Below are 16,182 nucleotides of genomic sequence, written 5' to 3'. Positions count from 1 at the left end.
CAGCCAGGGTGACGGTGCCCGCCCATCCCCGCACGACTCCCCGGCCCCGGGGCCTGGCGAAGGACGACAGGGCATCAGCGCGGGCGCGTCCCAGCAGGGAGCCGGTACCCTCGAAGCACCAACTCACACGGAGGTCGCACAAGTGCGCAATGTCTTCGCCGGGTTCCTGGGCATCGTGGCGTTGCTCGCCGGTCTGCTCGGTGTGGTGCTGCAGTGGATCGACCACTCGGCCCGCGACCCGAGACCGACCGAGCAGGTCGCGCTCGCCGTCGCCGAGGACCCTGCCGTCCACACCGCGGTGGCGCAGGAGGTGACCCAGCGCCTGGAGGAGTCCCTGAAGCAGGTGGACCTGCCCTACGAGCAGCTCACGCAGCAGCTGACCGAGGCCGTGGAGGTCACGGTCGAGGAGGTGCTGGCCGACCAGGGCTTCGACACCGCCTGGCGGACCATTCTCGGCCAGTCACGCGAACGGCTCGTCGCGGACCTCGACGCGTGGCGCAGCGGGGATCCCTCCCCTGATCTCACGCTCAACCTGACACCGATCGCACACCTCGTGCTCGATCAGCTGAAGACCCACGGTGACCCCGCCGTCGCCCTGGCCGCGGAACACATCGAGGTACCGGACCAGATGGTGATGACCGGGACCAGGTTGGAGGACCGGGTGACCGAGATCGCCTCGCCGACGCTGCAGCTGGCGCAGCTGTGGCAGGCCTTCCTGCTCCTGGCCGCGGTGGTGCTGCTGCTGGCCGTCGCCTTCGCCCGGCCCCGGGGCCGGGGAGTGGTGCTGCTGCTGGTCGGGCTGTTCGCGGCCGGGGGTGGCGCACTGCTGCGGTACCTCCTGGACCAGGTGGGCCTGCCGGGTCGTGGCCAGGCCACCCTCGTCCAGACGATGGCCACCGTCGCGACGCGGCAACTCACCTCGTCGCTGGCGGCATCGTTGATGCTGCTGGTGTGGGTGGGCCTGGCCATGGCCGTCGTCGGGCTGACCTGGTGGGTCATCGCCGCTCGGCGTCACCCCGCACACCCTCGGCCAGGTCGTTGAGCTCGAAGGCCCCCAGGCCGTCGATGGTCTCGCGGATGATGTCGGCGTGACCGGCGTGGCGGGCGAGCTCCCCGACGAGGTGGAGCAGGCACCAGCGCGCCTCCCAGTGGGTGAGATCCTTCGGGATCCACGGGGCGGGAGGTGTCGGGACCGGGGCTGAGAGGTCGGCGACGGCGTCGATGTTCTCCGCCGTCCACGCGACGCAGCGGTCGAAGAAGGCCAGCACCTCGTCGAGGCTGCGCGGGTCGTCGACGAGGGCGTCGGTGTGGCTGTCCTCCACGCCGTCAGGCAGCTGGGGTGGGTTGGGACCTGCAGCTGCGCTCGCGGACCAGTACACGGCGACCGGCCCGGTGTGCAGCAGCAGGGCGGTGAGGTTGAGCGTCGAGGCGCTGGGGGTGCTCCTGGCCTGGTCGTCGGTGAGTCCGACGACGGTGGTGCGCAGCTGGGCCAGCTGCTGCAGCACGAACACCTTGAGGTGATCCAGTTCTCCGGTGGCGGTGGGGGTGAGGAATCCCATGATCCTGTCTCCTTCTCTTCGGGATGAACCCACCGTAGGCACCGATGCGGACAGATCCTGTCCTCAACAGAATGCGTTGATCGAGAGGACCGGTTCGAGAGGTGGCGACCTGCGTCATGCTTGGGTCATGACGGATCCGACCTCCCGCGTGCTCAGCCTGCTCGGTCTGCTGGAGAGCCGGTCGGTGTGGACCGGGGCGGAGCTGGCGGAGCGGCTGGGGGTGACACCCCGGACCCTTCGTCGCGACGTGGAGCGCCTGCGCGACCTCGGCTACGTCGTCGAGGCCGATCCGGGTCCGGGCGGCGGGTACGCGCTGGGCCGCGGCCAGGTGGTGCCGCCGCTGCTGCTGGACGAGGAGCAGGCCGTCGCCGTCACCCTCGCACTGACCCGCGCCGCCCATGCCACGACCGGACCCGAGGCCGAGGCCGCACTGCGGGCGCTGAGCACGATCGATGCGATCATCCCGTCGGCACTGCGGCACCGGTTGGCGGCGCTGCGGGAGTCGTCGACGGTGATCGTCTCGGGGGAGCGCCCTGACACAGGGCTGCTGCTCACCTGCGCCGATGCGATCCGTCGCCGGGTGCGACTGCACTTCGACTACCGGGACCGGCACGGCACCGGGACGACCCGGTCGGTGGAGCCGCACCGGCTGGTCGCCCGGGCCAGGTCATGGCTGCTCGTCGCCTTCGACCTGGACCGGGACGACTGGCGCACGTTCCGCATCGATCGGATGCGTCAGGCGACGGCCCGCACCTGGCGGTTCACTCCCCGCCCCGGTCTGGAGCAGGTGGTGGCCGGCCTCGACGAGCCCGTCCCGCCCTCTGCCTGGCGCCACCGGGTGGTCCTCCACATCCACGCCCCCCACGAAGTGGTGGCGGAAGAGATCCCGCAGGCGGTGGGCCGCCTGCGACCCCTGCCCGACGGGGGCACCGAGTTCGTCAGCGGGGCCGACGACCCGGAGGATGCGGCGTGCTGGCTGGCGCGCATGAGGCACGACTTCACGCTGCTCGGCGACGACGCCGTCCGCGAGGCCGTCGAGAAGCTGAGCCGACGACTCGGCCGGGCCACACGCTGATCCGCTCGCCACGTAGTGTGTCAACATGACTGCACCGTTGCCCCCGGTTCCCCCGCCCCCACCGTTCCCAGCCACACCGCCCCGCCGTCGGGGCCTCGTCCTCACCGTCGGGCTGCTCGCCCTGGCCCTCGTCGCGAGCCTCGGCGTCAACGTCGCCCAGTTCCTCGGCAGGCCGACGGATGTGCAGCGCAGCTTCGCCACCCCCGAGGAGGCCATCACGTTCTACGTGGCCGCCATCGGCAAGGGCGACGTCGCCACCGCGGTCAGTGCCTACGCCACCACCTCGATGGCGAAGCGCTACGACCTGAACGAGTCGATGATCAAGCACGGCACCTGGGCCTTCAACAACTTCGTCCCAGTCCCCATGGACACCGAGGTGGGTCGCGGCATCTGGGCGGAGCAGTTCCACCAAGCGGCCCGCCACATCACGATGGCCCGCGTGACGACCCTCACCGTCGACGACCCGACCGTGCTGGAGCGACCCGTGTCGGACGATGCGGAGGCGATCAAGAAGCTCTTCCATCCGGAACGCCTCAACGGCAGCCTCAAGGTCAAGGAGATCAAGCTCGTCGAGGGCTACGGGAAGCTGCAGGGAAAGACCCTCACCGACCCGCCCCACAATCCGGAGGACGCCGTCGACGCCTACATCCTGCTCACCTCGGACCACGGCGACTACATTCTCAGCCAGGAGCTGATGAGATACGACGGCAGGTGGCAGCTCGCCACCGGGCGGGGTCTTCACACATCCCTCATCCAGGGCATCCAGAACAGCAGCTTCGTCGCCGCGAAGCCCGGCGCGTGGGACGAACTGCTTCAGGAACTCGACCGGAGCGAGGTCCGGTATCGCTGACAGGCCTCCAGGACGACCCGGGCGACGACCTCGTCGTCCAGCCGGTCCTTCGTGGCCCCGGCGTAGCTCGGCTCGTCGACCTCGACGGTGATGACGGCGGCCAGGCCGTCGGGGAGGAGGTCGCGCTCGTCGAGGAGGGCCTTCCGGAGCGCGTCCTCGTGGCTACCGCCGCCCCGGGTCCGCTCCCCGCCCACATAGCTGAGGATGCGGGCGGGCCAGCGGCGGCCGCGTCGGACCACGACCTGCACCGCGACCCCCCGTTCCTCGTCGCGGTGGTCGATGACGACGGGGGCCGTCAGTGCTGGCCCCATCCCCTCGGCGAGCGCCTCGACGCAGTCGAGCAGGCCGCCGGGTTGATGCCAGGTCTCCTCGATGGCGGGGGACCGGAGGGTGAGGGTCGCGCCCGGGTGCAGCCAGGCGAGTTCCCGGAACCGGTCGGCCAGGGTTTCCGCGTCGACCTCGTCGACGGTGAAGATCTCGGGGTCGAGTTCTCCCATCATCTCGTGCCCCGACGGCCCGTCAGGGCTGGACGCCTCCCCGCCGGTCGTGTCGGGGCGGACGACCTGCGTCAGGGCCATCAGCACACCGAGATCACCCCATCCTTTCCCGAAGTCCAGGCCCGTGAGGTCCTCGTGTCGGGGTCGGGGCCCGTCGTATCGGAGGGTGAACCAGGGGCCGGGCGCGACCGTCAGTTCGACCCGCCGGGCCCCCAGCCTGAGGGCGGGCTCGACGAGGTACGAGAGGAGGAGCCGCGCCGCACCCTCCCCGTCGGGCCTCCCCCCGATGTACATGCCCGGTCGCCGCCGGATGGCCTCCCGAATCTCACTCCACCGCATCACGCATCACCCATCGCCGCCCCGCATGAGATCCACCAGGACAGGCATCGCGGTGGAGGGATCCGGCCCCACCCTGCCAGCCTTGAGGTCGGGCGACCGCCCGACCGTCTGCTCACGCCACCCCCTCACGAGAGGCGACGAGGGCGGCCAGCATGCTCGGGGCCAGTCGGGGAGTCCCACCGTATCGACCGACCAGATAGCGTTTCGCCACGTTGGCATCGGGATGCCTGGGGAACTCGGCCAGGCAGGTGAGCTCGGTGACGCCGTCGTGGCTCTTGTCAGTGAACCAGACCTGCTCCGGCTCCAGCTCCACCTCACTCAACGGGGACAACACGTAGGACTCATGGCTGGTGAAGATGATCTGGGCCTGCTTGGTGTTGACCTCCGGGTCCGCGAAGGCACTGAGCAGCAGGTCCACCAGGTGCGGGTGCAGGCTCGCGTCGATCTCATCCACGACGAGCAACCCACCCTCCCGCAGACGTTGCAGGACAGGAACCGCGAGGGAAAGCCAGGCGATCGTGCCGTTGCTCTCGTCGTCGATGGAGAAGGTGGGGGACTCCTGAGCGCTGCCTCGATGCTGGAACACCAGGTGGCGGGAGACCTGATCCAGCTGGTCGTCATCCAGGGCCTCGACCTCATCCTCCTCGTTCAGCACTGTGCGAACCTTCTGGAAGAGCCGCCGAATGTGCTCCGGCATCTCGGTCTCCTGGACACCAGCCCTGACCACACCGGTGTCCGCCACCTGGAGCAGGGCCTCGATGTCGGCGAAGGAGACCATCTTGGCGACCAGCATGTCAGCCAGCATCCGCAACCGGGCCGCACGATGGGAGTCCTTGACCGAGACCTGATCCCAGTGCTCCACGAGGTCCTTCGCGACGGCATGGAACGGCGAGTCGGTGAGCAGCAGCGCCCGGCTCAGCAGCAGTTCCCGATCAGTCACCGGGAAGGGCCTCCCCAGGCTCGGGTGGAACTTCAGGACCCGTTCGTCGCGGTCGCGGGTCAGCAGCGTGCGCCACCGGGAGTTCGGGACATCGCTCAGCCATTCACGTCGGATGCCGTCGTGATCCACCTCGAAGCCGTACCGGTGGCGGCGTCCCCGGTGGATGAAGTCGAGCTCGTAGCTGCTCGTCGAGGTGCGCGCCGTCCCGTCCAGCAGAAACGGAGCCCGGTGCATCGTCCTGCCGGCCTGCCACGTCGTCGAGGAGTGACGGATCGCGGTGAAGGTGTACCACAGGGCGTCCAGCAGAGCGGTCTTCCCCGTGGCGTTGCCGCCGAAGATCCCTGCGACGGGGTAGATCACCGATCCCCAGTCGTCGTCCCGGGGCCGAAGGGTCCGCAGCGAGGGTAGCGTCAGGTCGAGCGTGACCTCGTCGCGGATGCTCTGGTGGTTGCGAACTGTGAACCGCAGCAACAACATGGCATCAATCCAGCACTGAGCGTTGCGTTTTTCACGTTTTTCGAGGAATCAAGGGATCTCAACATCTTCCGGTCCATGCCATGCGCCGGAGTCTGAACGGTCCCGGATGACCCACAAGGAACGATCTACACTGATCGCGTGTCAGTGATGGAGTTGTCCCGCAGCACCCAGGACTTCCTCAAGGTCGTGTGGGCGGCCAACGAATGGTCCGACGACCCGGTGACGCCCAGCCATGTCGCACGACGGCTCGGCCTGAAGCTGTCCACCGTCTCCGGCACCCTCAGCCGACTGGTCAACGACGGACTGCTCGAACGCTCCGAGTCCGGGGCCATCGTCCTCACCGGGACCGGCCGGGCCCACGCGCTCCAGATGATCCGGCGCCACCGCCTCATCGAGACCTTCCTCTCCGAGACCCTCGAATTCCCCCTGGAGAAGCTGCACGACGAAGCGGAGCACCTCGAGCACGTCGCCTCCGACTACCTCATCGAACGCATCGACGCGCTGCTCGGACACCCCACCCACGATCCGCACGGCGACCCGATCCCCGACCCCGACGGGGTGCTCGCCGACAGCAGCGCCCATGCCCTGATCGGTGTGGCCGAGGGAAGGTACGTCGTCGCCCGCATCGACGACAGCGACCCCGAGCTGGTGCGTTTCTTCGCCGAGATCGGGATCGTGCTCGGCAGGAGGATCGAGGTCTTCACCGGGGCACGGTTCTCCGACACGGTGACCATCGTCACCCAGGCCGGGCAGTCCGTCCCACTGGGGCGACGTGCGGCCGAGGCCGTGTGGGTCCGCGACGCAGCAGACGACTGACGACCAGGCACACCGCGAACAGCGTCCCGTAGAACACGGCCATGCCGGCGCTGGTCGGGGCATCGATGACATAGGCCCCCCAGAACCCACCGAGTGCCCCGATCAGGGCGAACCCCGCGGAGAACCAGAGCATCTGGGTCAGTGATCGTGCGAACAGGGCAGCCGCCGCGGAGGGCACCACCATGAGTGAGATCACCAGCACCGCCCCCACGGCGTAGAAGGCCGAGGTGACGGTCACCGTCGTGAGGAAGGTGATCCCCAGCATGAGGGAACGTACCGGCAGGCCTCTCACCTTCGCGAAGTCGTGGTCGAAGGTGGTGACCTCCAGGGCCCGGAAACACCCCACCACCATGAGCACGTTGAGCGCGAGCACCCCCAGCATCACGTAGCCGTACCGCGGGCCGAACTCGAGTCCACCCAGTTCGAGCTGCTTGATCGCGACGTAGTTCAGCTCACCGACCAGGACGGAATGGGCATCGAGCTGGACATGAGCGAAACGCAGCGTGATCAGCAGCACACCCGCGCTGAACAGGGCCGGGAAGATCAGCCCCTGTGGGGCATCGCCACTGATGAGCCCGGTGCGGCCGAGGAACTCACTGCCGGCCACGACGATCAGCCCCGCCCCGGCCGCGGCGAGGATCAGCAACGGCGAGGTGAGGTCGCGAGTGAACCAGAACCCGACCACCACCCCGGGCAGGACCGCATGGCTGATCGCGTCGACGAGCATGGAGCGGCGACTGAGCACCAGGAAGCTGCCGGGCACGCTGCAGGCGAGTCCCGTCGCGACGGCGAGGAACATCACCGAGACGGCGAGGCTCATGAGATCCCCTCCTGCAGACTCAGCCGCAGCCTGCGACGCAACCGGGCACGGTGCACGGCCCGCATCAGGACGGAACGGTGTGGTGCCGCGACCAGGGAGACCACGACAGCGGCGAACAGCATCAGCACCACCAGTGGGCCGGTCGGGATCCGTCCGATGCTGATCGACAGGTAGGCCCCGATCCCACTGGCACCGGCCCCGATCAGCCCGGAGAGCAGGAACAGGCCCCGGATGGAGCCCACCCACTGCCGGGCCGCTGCGGGAGGCATGAGCACGAAGGCCACCATGAGCACCAGCCCGACGGCCTTGAGACCCACCACCGTCGCCACGACGATGAGGGCGAAGATGGTGAGATCCAGCAGCCTGACCGGCATCCCCCGCACCGCACTGAAGTGGGGATCGAAGCAGCGGATGCCGAGCGGTCTGCCGAGAACGATGAGGATGATCCCGCCCAGGGCCCCGACCACCACCGTCGTGGTGATGTCGGCGTGGGTGAGGGTGGAGGCGTTCCCGAACAGGTAGTCCTGGACCCCACCCTGCCCCTTCTGCCCGCTGCGGGAACCCAGGTGCATGATGATCAGCCCGATCCCGAAGAAGGTGCTGAGCACGATGGCCATGGCCGCATCCAGACCGACCTTGGACCAGTGCGTGATCCGATCCGCCAGCCACACCGCGGCGATGCCCGCGACGATGGAGCCGATCATGAGGGCGGCCATGTTCCTGCCGTCGCCGAACAGGGCGACGGAGACCCAGAAGGCGCCCAGCAGCCCCGGCAGGGCGGCGTGGGAGACGACATCACTGACCATCGCCTGCTTGCGCAGGTAGGCGAAACAGCCGAGTGTTCCCGCGACGAGCCCGATGAGGCTCGTGCCGAAAAACACCATGCGGAAGGTGTGGTTGGCGAAGAACTCGACCGGGCTCACAGCACCCCTGCCAGTTCCATCGGGTCGTGGGCGCGGTAGGTCTCGGAGATGGTCTCCTCGGTGAAGGCCTCGTCGAGTGGACCGATCGAGACCACGCTGCGGTTGAGGAGCATCACCTCGTCGCAGAACTCGGGCACGGTGCCGAGATCGTGGTGGACGACGATGACGGAGGCCCCGGAGTCACGGATCTCGCGGAGCACCCGCATGATGGTGCGCTGGCTGGGGGCGTCGACCCCCTGGAAGGGCTCGTCCATGAAGTACAGCTCGGCACGGCTGGCGAGCGCCCTGGCCAGGAAGGTGCGCTGCTGCTGCCCGCCCGAGAGTTCACCGATCTGCCGGTCGGCGAGGTCGGCGACACCGCACTGCTGCATCGCGTCATCCGCGGCGGCTCGTGCCTCCGGGCTGGGACGCCGCCACCAGCCCCGGTCATGGGTGACCCCCATCTGCACCACGCCTCGCACCGTCGTCGGGAAGTCCCAGTCAACGGAGGCGGTCTGCGGCATGTAGGCGACCCGGTTGCGCACCTTGTCCAGGGGCTGTCCCATGAACTCGACGGTCCCGGCCAGTGGGGTGACGATGCCGAGCATGGCCTTGATGAGGGTCGACTTGCCTGCACCGTTGGGGCCGACGACCCCGAGCAGGGTGCCCGGTGCCAGGTCGAGGTCGACCCCGAGCAGCACGGGCTGGGCGTCGCGGTAGGCGACGCTCAGCCCGCGGACGGAGCAGATCACCGGGAACCGCCCAGTGCCTTGGAGATCGTCCTGGCATTGGTCTGGAGGACCCCGAGGTAGGTGTTGGTCTCGGGGGTGTCACCCAGCGCGTCGGCGAAGAGGGCCTCGTCGGAGACCTCCACCTCGCCGCCGTTGGCGCGAACGGCCTCCTTGAGGCTCTCGATGGCCTGCGGGTTGGCCAGGTTGTCCTGGAAGATCACCGGCACCTTCTTCTCGGAGATCAGCTTGGCGAGGTCGCTCATCTCGGCGGCGCTCAGCTGTGCCTCGGAGGAGACGAAGTCGGTGGCGTGGATCTCGAAGTCGAAGGCGCGCCCGAAGTAGTTGAACGCGTCGTGTCCGGTGATGAGGACACGGGATCCGGCAGGGACCTTGTCGAGCTCGGCCTTCGCGGTCTTGACCGTCTCGGCGATCTTGCCCTGGTAGGCCTCGGCGTTCTTCCTGTAGGTCTCCGCGTTGTCCTTGTCGACCTCACCGAGCTTCTCGGCGACGATCATGACGACGTCGCTCCAGATGTCCGGATCGTTCCAGATGTGGGGGTCGTGGAGGGTGTTGCCCTGCTCGTCGAGCTCGGGCCATTCGAGCAGTTTGCTCTCGTCGAGCTTGGTGCCCACCTCGATCTGCTTGTCACCGAAGCCCCTGAGCTGGTCGATCATCTGGGCCTCCATGTGGAGACCGGTCCACACCACGACGTCGGCCTGGGTCATGGCCTCGGTGTCCTTGGTGGTGGGCTGGTAGGTGTGTGGGTCGCCGCCGGGGCCGACCATCACGGTGACCTTCGCATCGGGCGCGATGTTGGCCACGGCGTCGCCGAGGTAGCCCGTGGTGGCGTAGACGGTGAGGGCCTTGGTCTCGCCGGATGCCCTGCTCTCCTGCGTCGTGGGACCGTTGGCGGGGGAGCACCCGGCCAGGGCGATCGTTGAGGCGGCAAGGGCTACCAAAGCCCGACGACTGATGGCACCGAACATCGAAGTTTGCATGCGCGACATCTTAGGTTTGGGTATCCGAACATGCAAGGTGTTGGGAATCATCATCGGTCGACGACCACATCCACCCCGGCACCGGGATCAGGGCATCGAGTGCCACGTCACGTCCCACGGCCACATCACCGGGTGACAGAGGCTCAGCCGTAGGTGTCGCGAGGACCTCGACCAGGCACCGAGCGACGACCCTTCTTCCAGCTGGGGGCCCTGGGCCCCAGGAACTCGATCCGCAGCACCGACCGATCCCCGAGCTCCCTGTTGAGGCGCGCCACCAGCGGCCCCGCGTTGAACTTCATCGCCGAGGCCCAAGCCGTGGAGTCGCACTGGACGGTGAGCACGCCGTCGCGGAACTCCACCGGCTGCGAGTGCTCCGCATTGGCCTCCCCGACGAGCCCCGCCCAGTCACGCAGCACCATCGACAACGACAGCTGCTTCTGCCAGCCCCGTCGCTTGGCCACCCCCTCCAGCACCGAGCCGATCAGCTGCGGGTCGCGGTCGTCCGGCCGTGCCCCGGAACGCTGTTCCCCGGTGAAGCGACGGCGCCTGGGCACCTTCGGCGGCGGTGCGGCCGGGACCTCCGGCAGCAGTGGCGAGGTGCGTGCCACCCGGTGCGCGATCTCGGCGGCCAGGTCCAGCCCCGTCGGGTCGTGCGGCTCACTCATCTCAGCCCTCCCCGTCGCACATCGGTGTGGGTGAAAAGATCAATGGCCAGCGCAGTCATCGGGGCAGCCCGTCCTCGTCGTGGATCTCCTGATCGACGGTGCGCAGGGCCTCACGTTCCTCGCCGGTCATGTTCGCGTGGATCCTGTCGATGGCTGCCATCACCCGGTGCTGCCGATCCTGCTGCAGCCGGACGGTGCCCGCCTCGACCCGAAAACGTCGGGCCGAGGGGAAGTCCGGGACATCGGCCCCGACCGCGGCGGTGATGAGCACCTGTTCCGCATCGGCGACGGCCCCGGCCAGGCGCTCCCGCCGGTCGACATCCAGCTCGGCGAACACGTCGTCGAGGATCAGCACCGGTTCGGTGCCATCGGCCCGCACCAGCATGAAACCACCGAGCTTCAACGCCAACGCCAGCGACCAGGACTCGCCATGGGAGGCGTAGCCCTTGGCCGGGAGATCCCCGATGCCGAGCTCGATGTCGTCGCGTTGCGGACCGACCAGGGTGACACCGCGCGCGATCTCGTCGCGTCGTCGCTCCTCCATCGCGGCCAGCAGACGGGCCTCCAGGGCTCCGCGCACGTCGTCGACGGGGATGCCCTGCAGATCCAGGGAGGTCTTGTAGTGCGTGGTGATCGTGTTGTTCACCGGCGCGATGGTCCGGTAGGCGTCGACGGCGTGGGGAAGCACGTCGGCCAAGGTGTCGAGGCGCGCGTGGAGCAGCTCCGCGCCGATCCGGGCCAAGGCCTCGTTCCACGCCTGGAGCGTGGCCTCCTCCTCGGGCTGCGCCTGCCTGAGGGAACGGCCGGACATGGCCTTGAGCAGGGAGTTGCGTTGCCTCAGGATCTTGTCCAGGTCGGCCCTGACCCCGGCCATGCGCGGCCACCGGGTGGTGACCAGGGTGTCCAGCCAGGCACGCCGGTCGGACGGGTCGCCGCGCACGATCGCGAGGTCCATGGGGGAGAACACGACGGTGCGCAGGGCCCCCACGAGGTCGCGGGGACGGGGCAGGGGGGCACGGTTCAGGCGGGCGACGTTGCTGCGGCCGTGGGTGACCTCCAGTTCCAGCTGGATGAGACGCTCGTCCTCACGGGAGGCCTGCACCCGGGCACGCAGGATCGCGGACTCCGCCCCCGCCCCCGCACGGATCAACGGGGCGGTACCGGAGACGCGGTGTGAGGACATCGTTGACAGGTACTCGACGGCCTCGACCAGGTTGGTCTTGCCCTGCCCGTTCGCACCGACGAACACGTTGACACCGGCGACCAGGTCCAGCTCGGTGGCAGCGTGGTTGCGGAAGTCGGTGAGCGACAGGTGGGTGACGAACATCACCAGCGATCCTAGACGCTCCCCCCGCCACGGGACAGGCGACACCGGAGGAAGGCGCGGACGATCCAGGCCTCCCGGAGTCGTCGCCGGAGACGACAACGGACCGCCTGCCCACGGCGGTCCGCTCCCAAGGGTTCACCTCACTGCTGGTACGGCGGCGGGGTCTCCTTGTTCTTGTTGGCCATGATGTTGCCCACCAGGAGCAGCACACCGATGACTCCCACGACGACACCGATCCATGGCTGGTAGGGATCCGCCCACTGCAACACCGTGAACTGGATGTTGAAATGGGGCAGGATCAGCGAGCCGAAGCCCAGGATCATCAACGCAACTCCAGCGGAACCCATCGTGATCACCTTTCATCAGACGATGCCCCACCCTAACCCGGCACAGGGTCAGCTGGGCAGCCTCATCAGCATGATGACGTGACGGTAGTCCAGCAGCTGGTCGCCGTCGATGGTCGCCAGACCGGTGATCAGACACGGTTTTCCGGGCGCCGTGAAGGCGAAGTGGGCATAGGGTGCATCGACGGCGCCGAGCGCATCCAACAGGTACTGCGGGTTGAACCCGGCCGCCGTGATCGACTGCTCGCTGCCGACGACGTCCACCTGCGCCTCGATGGCCTCCGAGGCGTGCGCCTGGTCCCCCGTCGCCGCCTCGAGGGCGATGTGGTCCGACTCGATGATCATCCGCAGCGGCGTGTTGCGCTCCGCCACCAGTGACACGCGCTTCACCGCCGCCAGCAGTTCCGCCGTCGGCACCCTCACCGTGACGGTCCCCACCACGTCCATCAGGTGCCTCACCTTGGGGAACGCCTGGTTGAGCAGACGCGTGGTGGCCTCACGACGACCCTTGGCACCCTCGCCGATGAACCCGACGAGCCCCTCGCCCTCCGACTCGGTGGTGGACAGCGACACGGTGACGGTCTTGCCGGAGGTCAACGACTTCGCGGTGTCCGCCAGGACCCGCCCCGGCACCAGCACCGCACCCTCGATGTCCGGCGACGACGGGGCCCAGGTCAACTCCTTGAGCGCCATCCGGTAGCGGTCGGTGGCCAGCAACGACAGCTGGTCGCCGTTGATCTCCACGCGCACACCGGTGAAGACGTTGAGCAGCTCGTCCCGACCCGCCGCGACGACCACCTGGCTGACCGCCTTCTCGAAGACGTTCGCATCCACCTCACCGGTCTGCGTCGGCATCTCCGGCAGGTTCGGGTACTCCTCGACGGGGAGGGTCTGCAGGTTGAACCGGGCCGACCCGCAGGTCAGCTCGACCTGGGTGTGGTCGGCGACCATGTCCACCGGCTTGTTCGGCAGCTGCCGGGCGATCTCGTTGAGGAGTCGACCCGAGACCAGCACCGTGCCCTCGTCGGTGACCTGGGCGGGCATCGTCACCTGGGCGGAGGTGGTGGAGTCGAAACTCGACAACGTCACCTCGTCGCCCTGCGCGGTGATGAGCAGACCCGCGAGAATCGGTGCTGTGGGCCGGTTCGGGAGGCTTCGGGCCACCCAGGCAACAGCGTCGGCAAGAGCGTCACGCTCCACTCGGATCTTCACGTCGTCCCCTTATGTTCCCTCAAGTTCCTACCAGCCACCACGGCGTGGTCGCAGCCAATATACCGTTTGGCCCAGCCGGGCGTCACTGCGTCGCGATGGAGTCCAGCACATTGAGCCGTGAGGCCCGTCTGGCGGGGAGGATGGCGGCCATCACCCCGATGAACCCGGAGACCACCACGAAGATCACCAGCTGACTCCACGGTACGTCCAGCACCTCCAGGTCCGGGATGACACGCACCAGTGCGGTCCCGAACCCGATGCCGAGCACGACACCGAGCACCGCCCCCAGCACCGCGACCGCGACCGCCTCCAACCGGACCATGTGTCGCAGCTGTGGCCGGGTGAGTCCCACCGCGCGCAGCAACCCGATCTCCCGGGTCCGCTCCAGCACCGACAGCCCCAACGTGTTGATGATCCCGAGCACCGAGATGACGATGGCCAGGGCGAGCAGGCCGTAGATGATGCCGAGCAGGGTGTTGAACTGGGTCAGGCGGTCGTCGATGAACTCGTCGTTGTTGACGACGGAGACCAGCGGATGATCGGTGGTGGCATCCCGGAGCGCCTGTTTCACGGCCGCCGGATCAGCGCCCTTCGCGACCTCCACCTTGACCACCCCGAAGGTGTTCGGATCACCGAGCCGGGAGAAGGTCTCCTGGTTGGTCACCAGTTCCGAGATCCCGAGGGGCGCACTCCTGCCGTCGATGATGCCGGTGACCAGCAGTTCGACGGGGGAGCCGTCCACCCCCGGCACGGTGAACCTCCTGCCCATCGGCAGGTCCAGTTCTTCGGACAGCTGGTGATCGATCAGCACCGACCCGGAGGTCTCCAGCAGTTCTCCGGCCAGCACCGTCGTCGAGGTCCCCCGGGTCAGTCCCTCGGGGCTGGTCCCGGTGATGCCCTGCGGATCACCGTCACCGATGACGACGGCGGACTGGGCGTAGGTCCACACGGCCGACACCCCGTCGATCTGCTCGAGCCGCTCCACGTCCACCACGAACGGTCGGTGGTTCACCGGGGTCATCAGGAAGTCCCCGCGCTGGTCCTCGGCCAGGGTCGAACGCAGCGTCGCGGTGGCGGTGGCGGCGAGGATGGCGATGGTGCTGACCAGGGTCAGACCGATCATGAGGGTGGCGGCGGTGGCGGCGGTGCGACGGGGTTGGCGTGTGGCGTTGCGGGCGGCCATCCGGCCCACCTCACCGAAGATCAGTGTGTTGACCCTGCCCACCAGCCACAGCACCGGGGCACCGAGCACCGCGGCCGACAGCACTGCTCCCACGAGCACCACCGCGGCCCCGACGGCAACCCACCAGAGTCGGTGCGGCACCGTGAAGAAGGTGCCGCACACCACCGCGGCCGCCCCGAGCTGCACCATCCCGAGCCCGAACCACGCGGGCAGACCGATCCCTTCCGGGGCGGTGTCGGCGGCCCGGGTCATCGCCTCGACCGGGCGGGTGCGTGAGGCCCGGACCGCGGGCAGCAGGGCCGCGACGACCGTGACCGCCAGCGCGACCCCGTAGGAGATCGCGACCAGCTGCCAGGTGATCCCCGGTTGAGCGGACCCCAGATCGATGCCGACGACGTTCATGACCGCCAGGATCACCCACGCCAGGCCGTAGCCGGCGACGATGCCGAGGCTGGCCCCGATCACCGCGATGACCACGGCCTCGAGCAGCACCGAGGCACGCACCTGGGAACGTTTCGCACCGAGCGCCCGGAACAGGGCGAGTTCCCTGCTGCGCTGCGAGACGAGGATCGAGAAGGTGTTGAGGATCAGCAGGGCGGCCACCAGCAGTGCGATCCCCGCGAAGACGAGCAGGAAGGTGTTGATGAACCCGAGGCCCACATCCAGTTCGCTGCGGATCTCCTCGGCGACGGTGGGACCGTCCTTCGCCTCGAACCCGTGGGGCAGGAACTGCTGGATCCGGTCGGCCAACTCGGCCCGGTCCACCCCGGGTTCCGCCTGGATCCACACACCGGTGTAGCCGTCGGCCCCGTTCAGGGCCAGCTGCTGCATCGTCGTCAGGGTGAAGAACAGGTAGGCGGCCCCGGAGGAGGAGCCGTCACCGTAGGTGGCGGTGCCCACCACCGTGAACTCCTGCACCCCGCCGCGGGGGGTGGCGATCCGGATGGTGTCACCGATGGCGTGACCAGAGCGACGCAACGTCCCCGGGTCGAGGGCCACCTCGTCGTCGGCTGCGGGGGTGGCACCGTCGATCACCCGCATCCCGACCACCTTGTCCATGGCGGGGATGTCGTCGAAGTTGATGGCGATCCCGGGCGCCCCGCCCAGGGTGATCACGCGCCCGTCGCGGTCCAGCGGATACACCGAGGGGTTGCTCACCAGGCCGGCGACGCGGGCCACCCCGGGGGTCGAACGGATCCGTTCGACGACGTCGGCCTCCAGCATGACGGCCTCGGGCCGTTGGTTGTCACCCATCTCGAAACTGCCCCCGACCAGGACGTTCACGTCCCCGACGGTGGACTTGATGATCTGCTCGTAGGCACCACCGAGCAGGTGGGTGAACATGAGTGATCCCGACACGAAGGTGATCCCGAGCACGATGGACAACGCGCTCATCAGGAGCCGGAGCTTCCGGCTGAGGAGGGACTTCCAGGCGGCACGCAGCATG

16 protein-coding genes are annotated in these 16,182 nt (G+C 68.4%); 4 read left to right on the top strand and 12 right to left on the bottom strand.

Going from position 1 to position 16,182, the window contains the following annotated elements; genetic code table 11:
• Positions 1–142 precede the first annotated feature (142 nt).
• Positions 143–1,042, top strand: coding sequence for a hypothetical protein (locus tag EII34_RS09385; RefSeq protein WP_124844894.1), 900 nt, complete (start codon positions 143–145; stop codon positions 1,040–1,042).
• On the opposite strand, the gene EII34_RS09380 is transcribed toward EII34_RS09385, so the two are convergent.
• Positions 996–1,559 (bottom strand): mycothiol transferase, encoded by a 564-nt coding sequence (locus EII34_RS09380; protein WP_124844893.1) that lies wholly within the window; start codon positions 1,557–1,559, stop codon positions 996–998. The genes EII34_RS09385 and EII34_RS09380 overlap by 47 nt on opposite strands.
• Positions 1,560–1,686: 127 nt before the next feature.
• Between EII34_RS09380 and EII34_RS09375 the strand changes: the two genes are divergently transcribed.
• On the top strand, positions 1,687–2,634 hold the full coding sequence (locus EII34_RS09375) for a helix-turn-helix transcriptional regulator (protein WP_124844892.1): 948 nt from the start codon (positions 1,687–1,689) through the stop codon (positions 2,632–2,634).
• A gap of 25 nt (positions 2,635–2,659) precedes the next feature.
• Positions 2,660–3,484, top strand: a complete 825-nt coding sequence (locus EII34_RS09370) for a hypothetical protein (protein WP_124844891.1) — start codon at positions 2,660–2,662, stop codon at positions 3,482–3,484.
• Here the strand turns inward: EII34_RS09370 and EII34_RS09365 are convergent.
• Together EII34_RS09365 and EII34_RS09360 are read right to left on the bottom strand one after the other, a co-directional pair.
• Positions 3,448–4,320, bottom strand: a complete 873-nt coding sequence (locus EII34_RS09365) for a hypothetical protein (protein ID WP_124844890.1) — start codon at positions 4,318–4,320, stop codon at positions 3,448–3,450. The two genes, EII34_RS09370 and EII34_RS09365, sit on opposite strands and share 37 nt — an antisense overlap.
• A gap of 112 nt (positions 4,321–4,432) precedes the next feature.
• A complete protein-coding gene (locus EII34_RS09360; protein WP_124844889.1) occupies positions 4,433–5,737 on the bottom strand; it encodes an AAA family ATPase in 1,305 nt (434 codons plus the stop codon).
• 147 nt (positions 5,738–5,884) lie between these two features.
• On the opposite strand from EII34_RS09360, the gene EII34_RS09355 reads away from it, so the two are divergent.
• Entirely contained in the window at positions 5,885–6,553 is a 669-nt protein-coding gene (locus EII34_RS09355) for a metal-dependent transcriptional regulator (RefSeq protein WP_221620260.1), read from the top strand.
• Here the strand turns inward: EII34_RS09355 and EII34_RS09350 are convergent.
• The 9 genes from EII34_RS09350 to EII34_RS09310 all read right to left on the bottom strand — a co-directional run bounded on the left by EII34_RS09350 (position 6,474) and on the right by EII34_RS09310 (position 16,181).
• Positions 6,474–7,373 (bottom strand): metal ABC transporter permease, encoded by a 900-nt coding sequence (locus EII34_RS09350; protein WP_124844887.1) that lies wholly within the window; start codon positions 7,371–7,373, stop codon positions 6,474–6,476. The two genes, EII34_RS09355 and EII34_RS09350, sit on opposite strands and share 80 nt — an antisense overlap.
• Complete coding sequence (locus EII34_RS09345; RefSeq protein WP_124844886.1) at positions 7,370–8,296, bottom strand: metal ABC transporter permease; 927 nt, start codon at positions 8,294–8,296, stop codon at positions 7,370–7,372. The genes EII34_RS09350 and EII34_RS09345 overlap by 4 nt, the downstream gene beginning before the upstream one ends.
• On the bottom strand, positions 8,293–9,027 hold the full coding sequence (locus tag EII34_RS09340) for a metal ABC transporter ATP-binding protein (RefSeq protein ID WP_124844885.1): 735 nt from the start codon (positions 9,025–9,027) through the stop codon (positions 8,293–8,295). Before EII34_RS09340 ends, EII34_RS09345 begins: the two co-directional genes overlap by 4 nt.
• Positions 9,024–10,004: a metal ABC transporter substrate-binding protein gene (locus EII34_RS09335; RefSeq protein WP_124844884.1), complete on the bottom strand. Its 981-nt coding sequence runs from the start codon at positions 10,002–10,004 to the stop codon at positions 9,024–9,026. The genes EII34_RS09340 and EII34_RS09335 overlap by 4 nt, the downstream gene beginning before the upstream one ends.
• 143 nt (positions 10,005–10,147) lie before the next feature.
• Complete coding sequence (locus EII34_RS09330) at positions 10,148–10,669, bottom strand: DciA family protein (RefSeq protein ID WP_124844883.1); 522 nt, start codon at positions 10,667–10,669, stop codon at positions 10,148–10,150.
• A gap of 55 nt (positions 10,670–10,724) precedes the next feature.
• Positions 10,725–11,996 carry a DNA replication/repair protein RecF gene (recF, locus tag EII34_RS09325; RefSeq protein ID WP_124844911.1) on the bottom strand — a complete coding sequence of 424 codons (1,272 nt, stop codon included), beginning with the start codon at positions 11,994–11,996 and terminating at the stop codon, positions 10,725–10,727.
• 140 nt (positions 11,997–12,136) lie between these two features.
• Positions 12,137–12,343 (bottom strand): hypothetical protein, encoded by a 207-nt coding sequence (locus EII34_RS09320; RefSeq protein WP_124844882.1) that lies wholly within the window; start codon positions 12,341–12,343, stop codon positions 12,137–12,139.
• 48 nt (positions 12,344–12,391) lie between these two features.
• Positions 12,392–13,552 (bottom strand): DNA polymerase III subunit beta, encoded by a 1,161-nt coding sequence (gene dnaN, locus EII34_RS09315; RefSeq protein ID WP_124844881.1) that lies wholly within the window; start codon positions 13,550–13,552, stop codon positions 12,392–12,394.
• An 82-nt stretch (positions 13,553–13,634) separates the two neighbouring features.
• Positions 13,635–16,181: an ABC transporter permease gene (locus EII34_RS09310; protein ID WP_124844880.1), complete on the bottom strand. Its 2,547-nt coding sequence runs from the start codon at positions 16,179–16,181 to the stop codon at positions 13,635–13,637.
• Position 16,182 lies beyond the last annotated feature (1 nt).

The sequence above is a fragment of the Arachnia propionica genome (assembly GCF_003859805.1).
GTDB lineage: Bacteria > Actinomycetota > Actinomycetes > Propionibacteriales > Propionibacteriaceae > Arachnia > Arachnia propionica_C.
The sequence above is the reverse complement of the archived record's forward strand: the minus strand, read 5'-3'. Positions and strand labels throughout refer to the sequence as shown.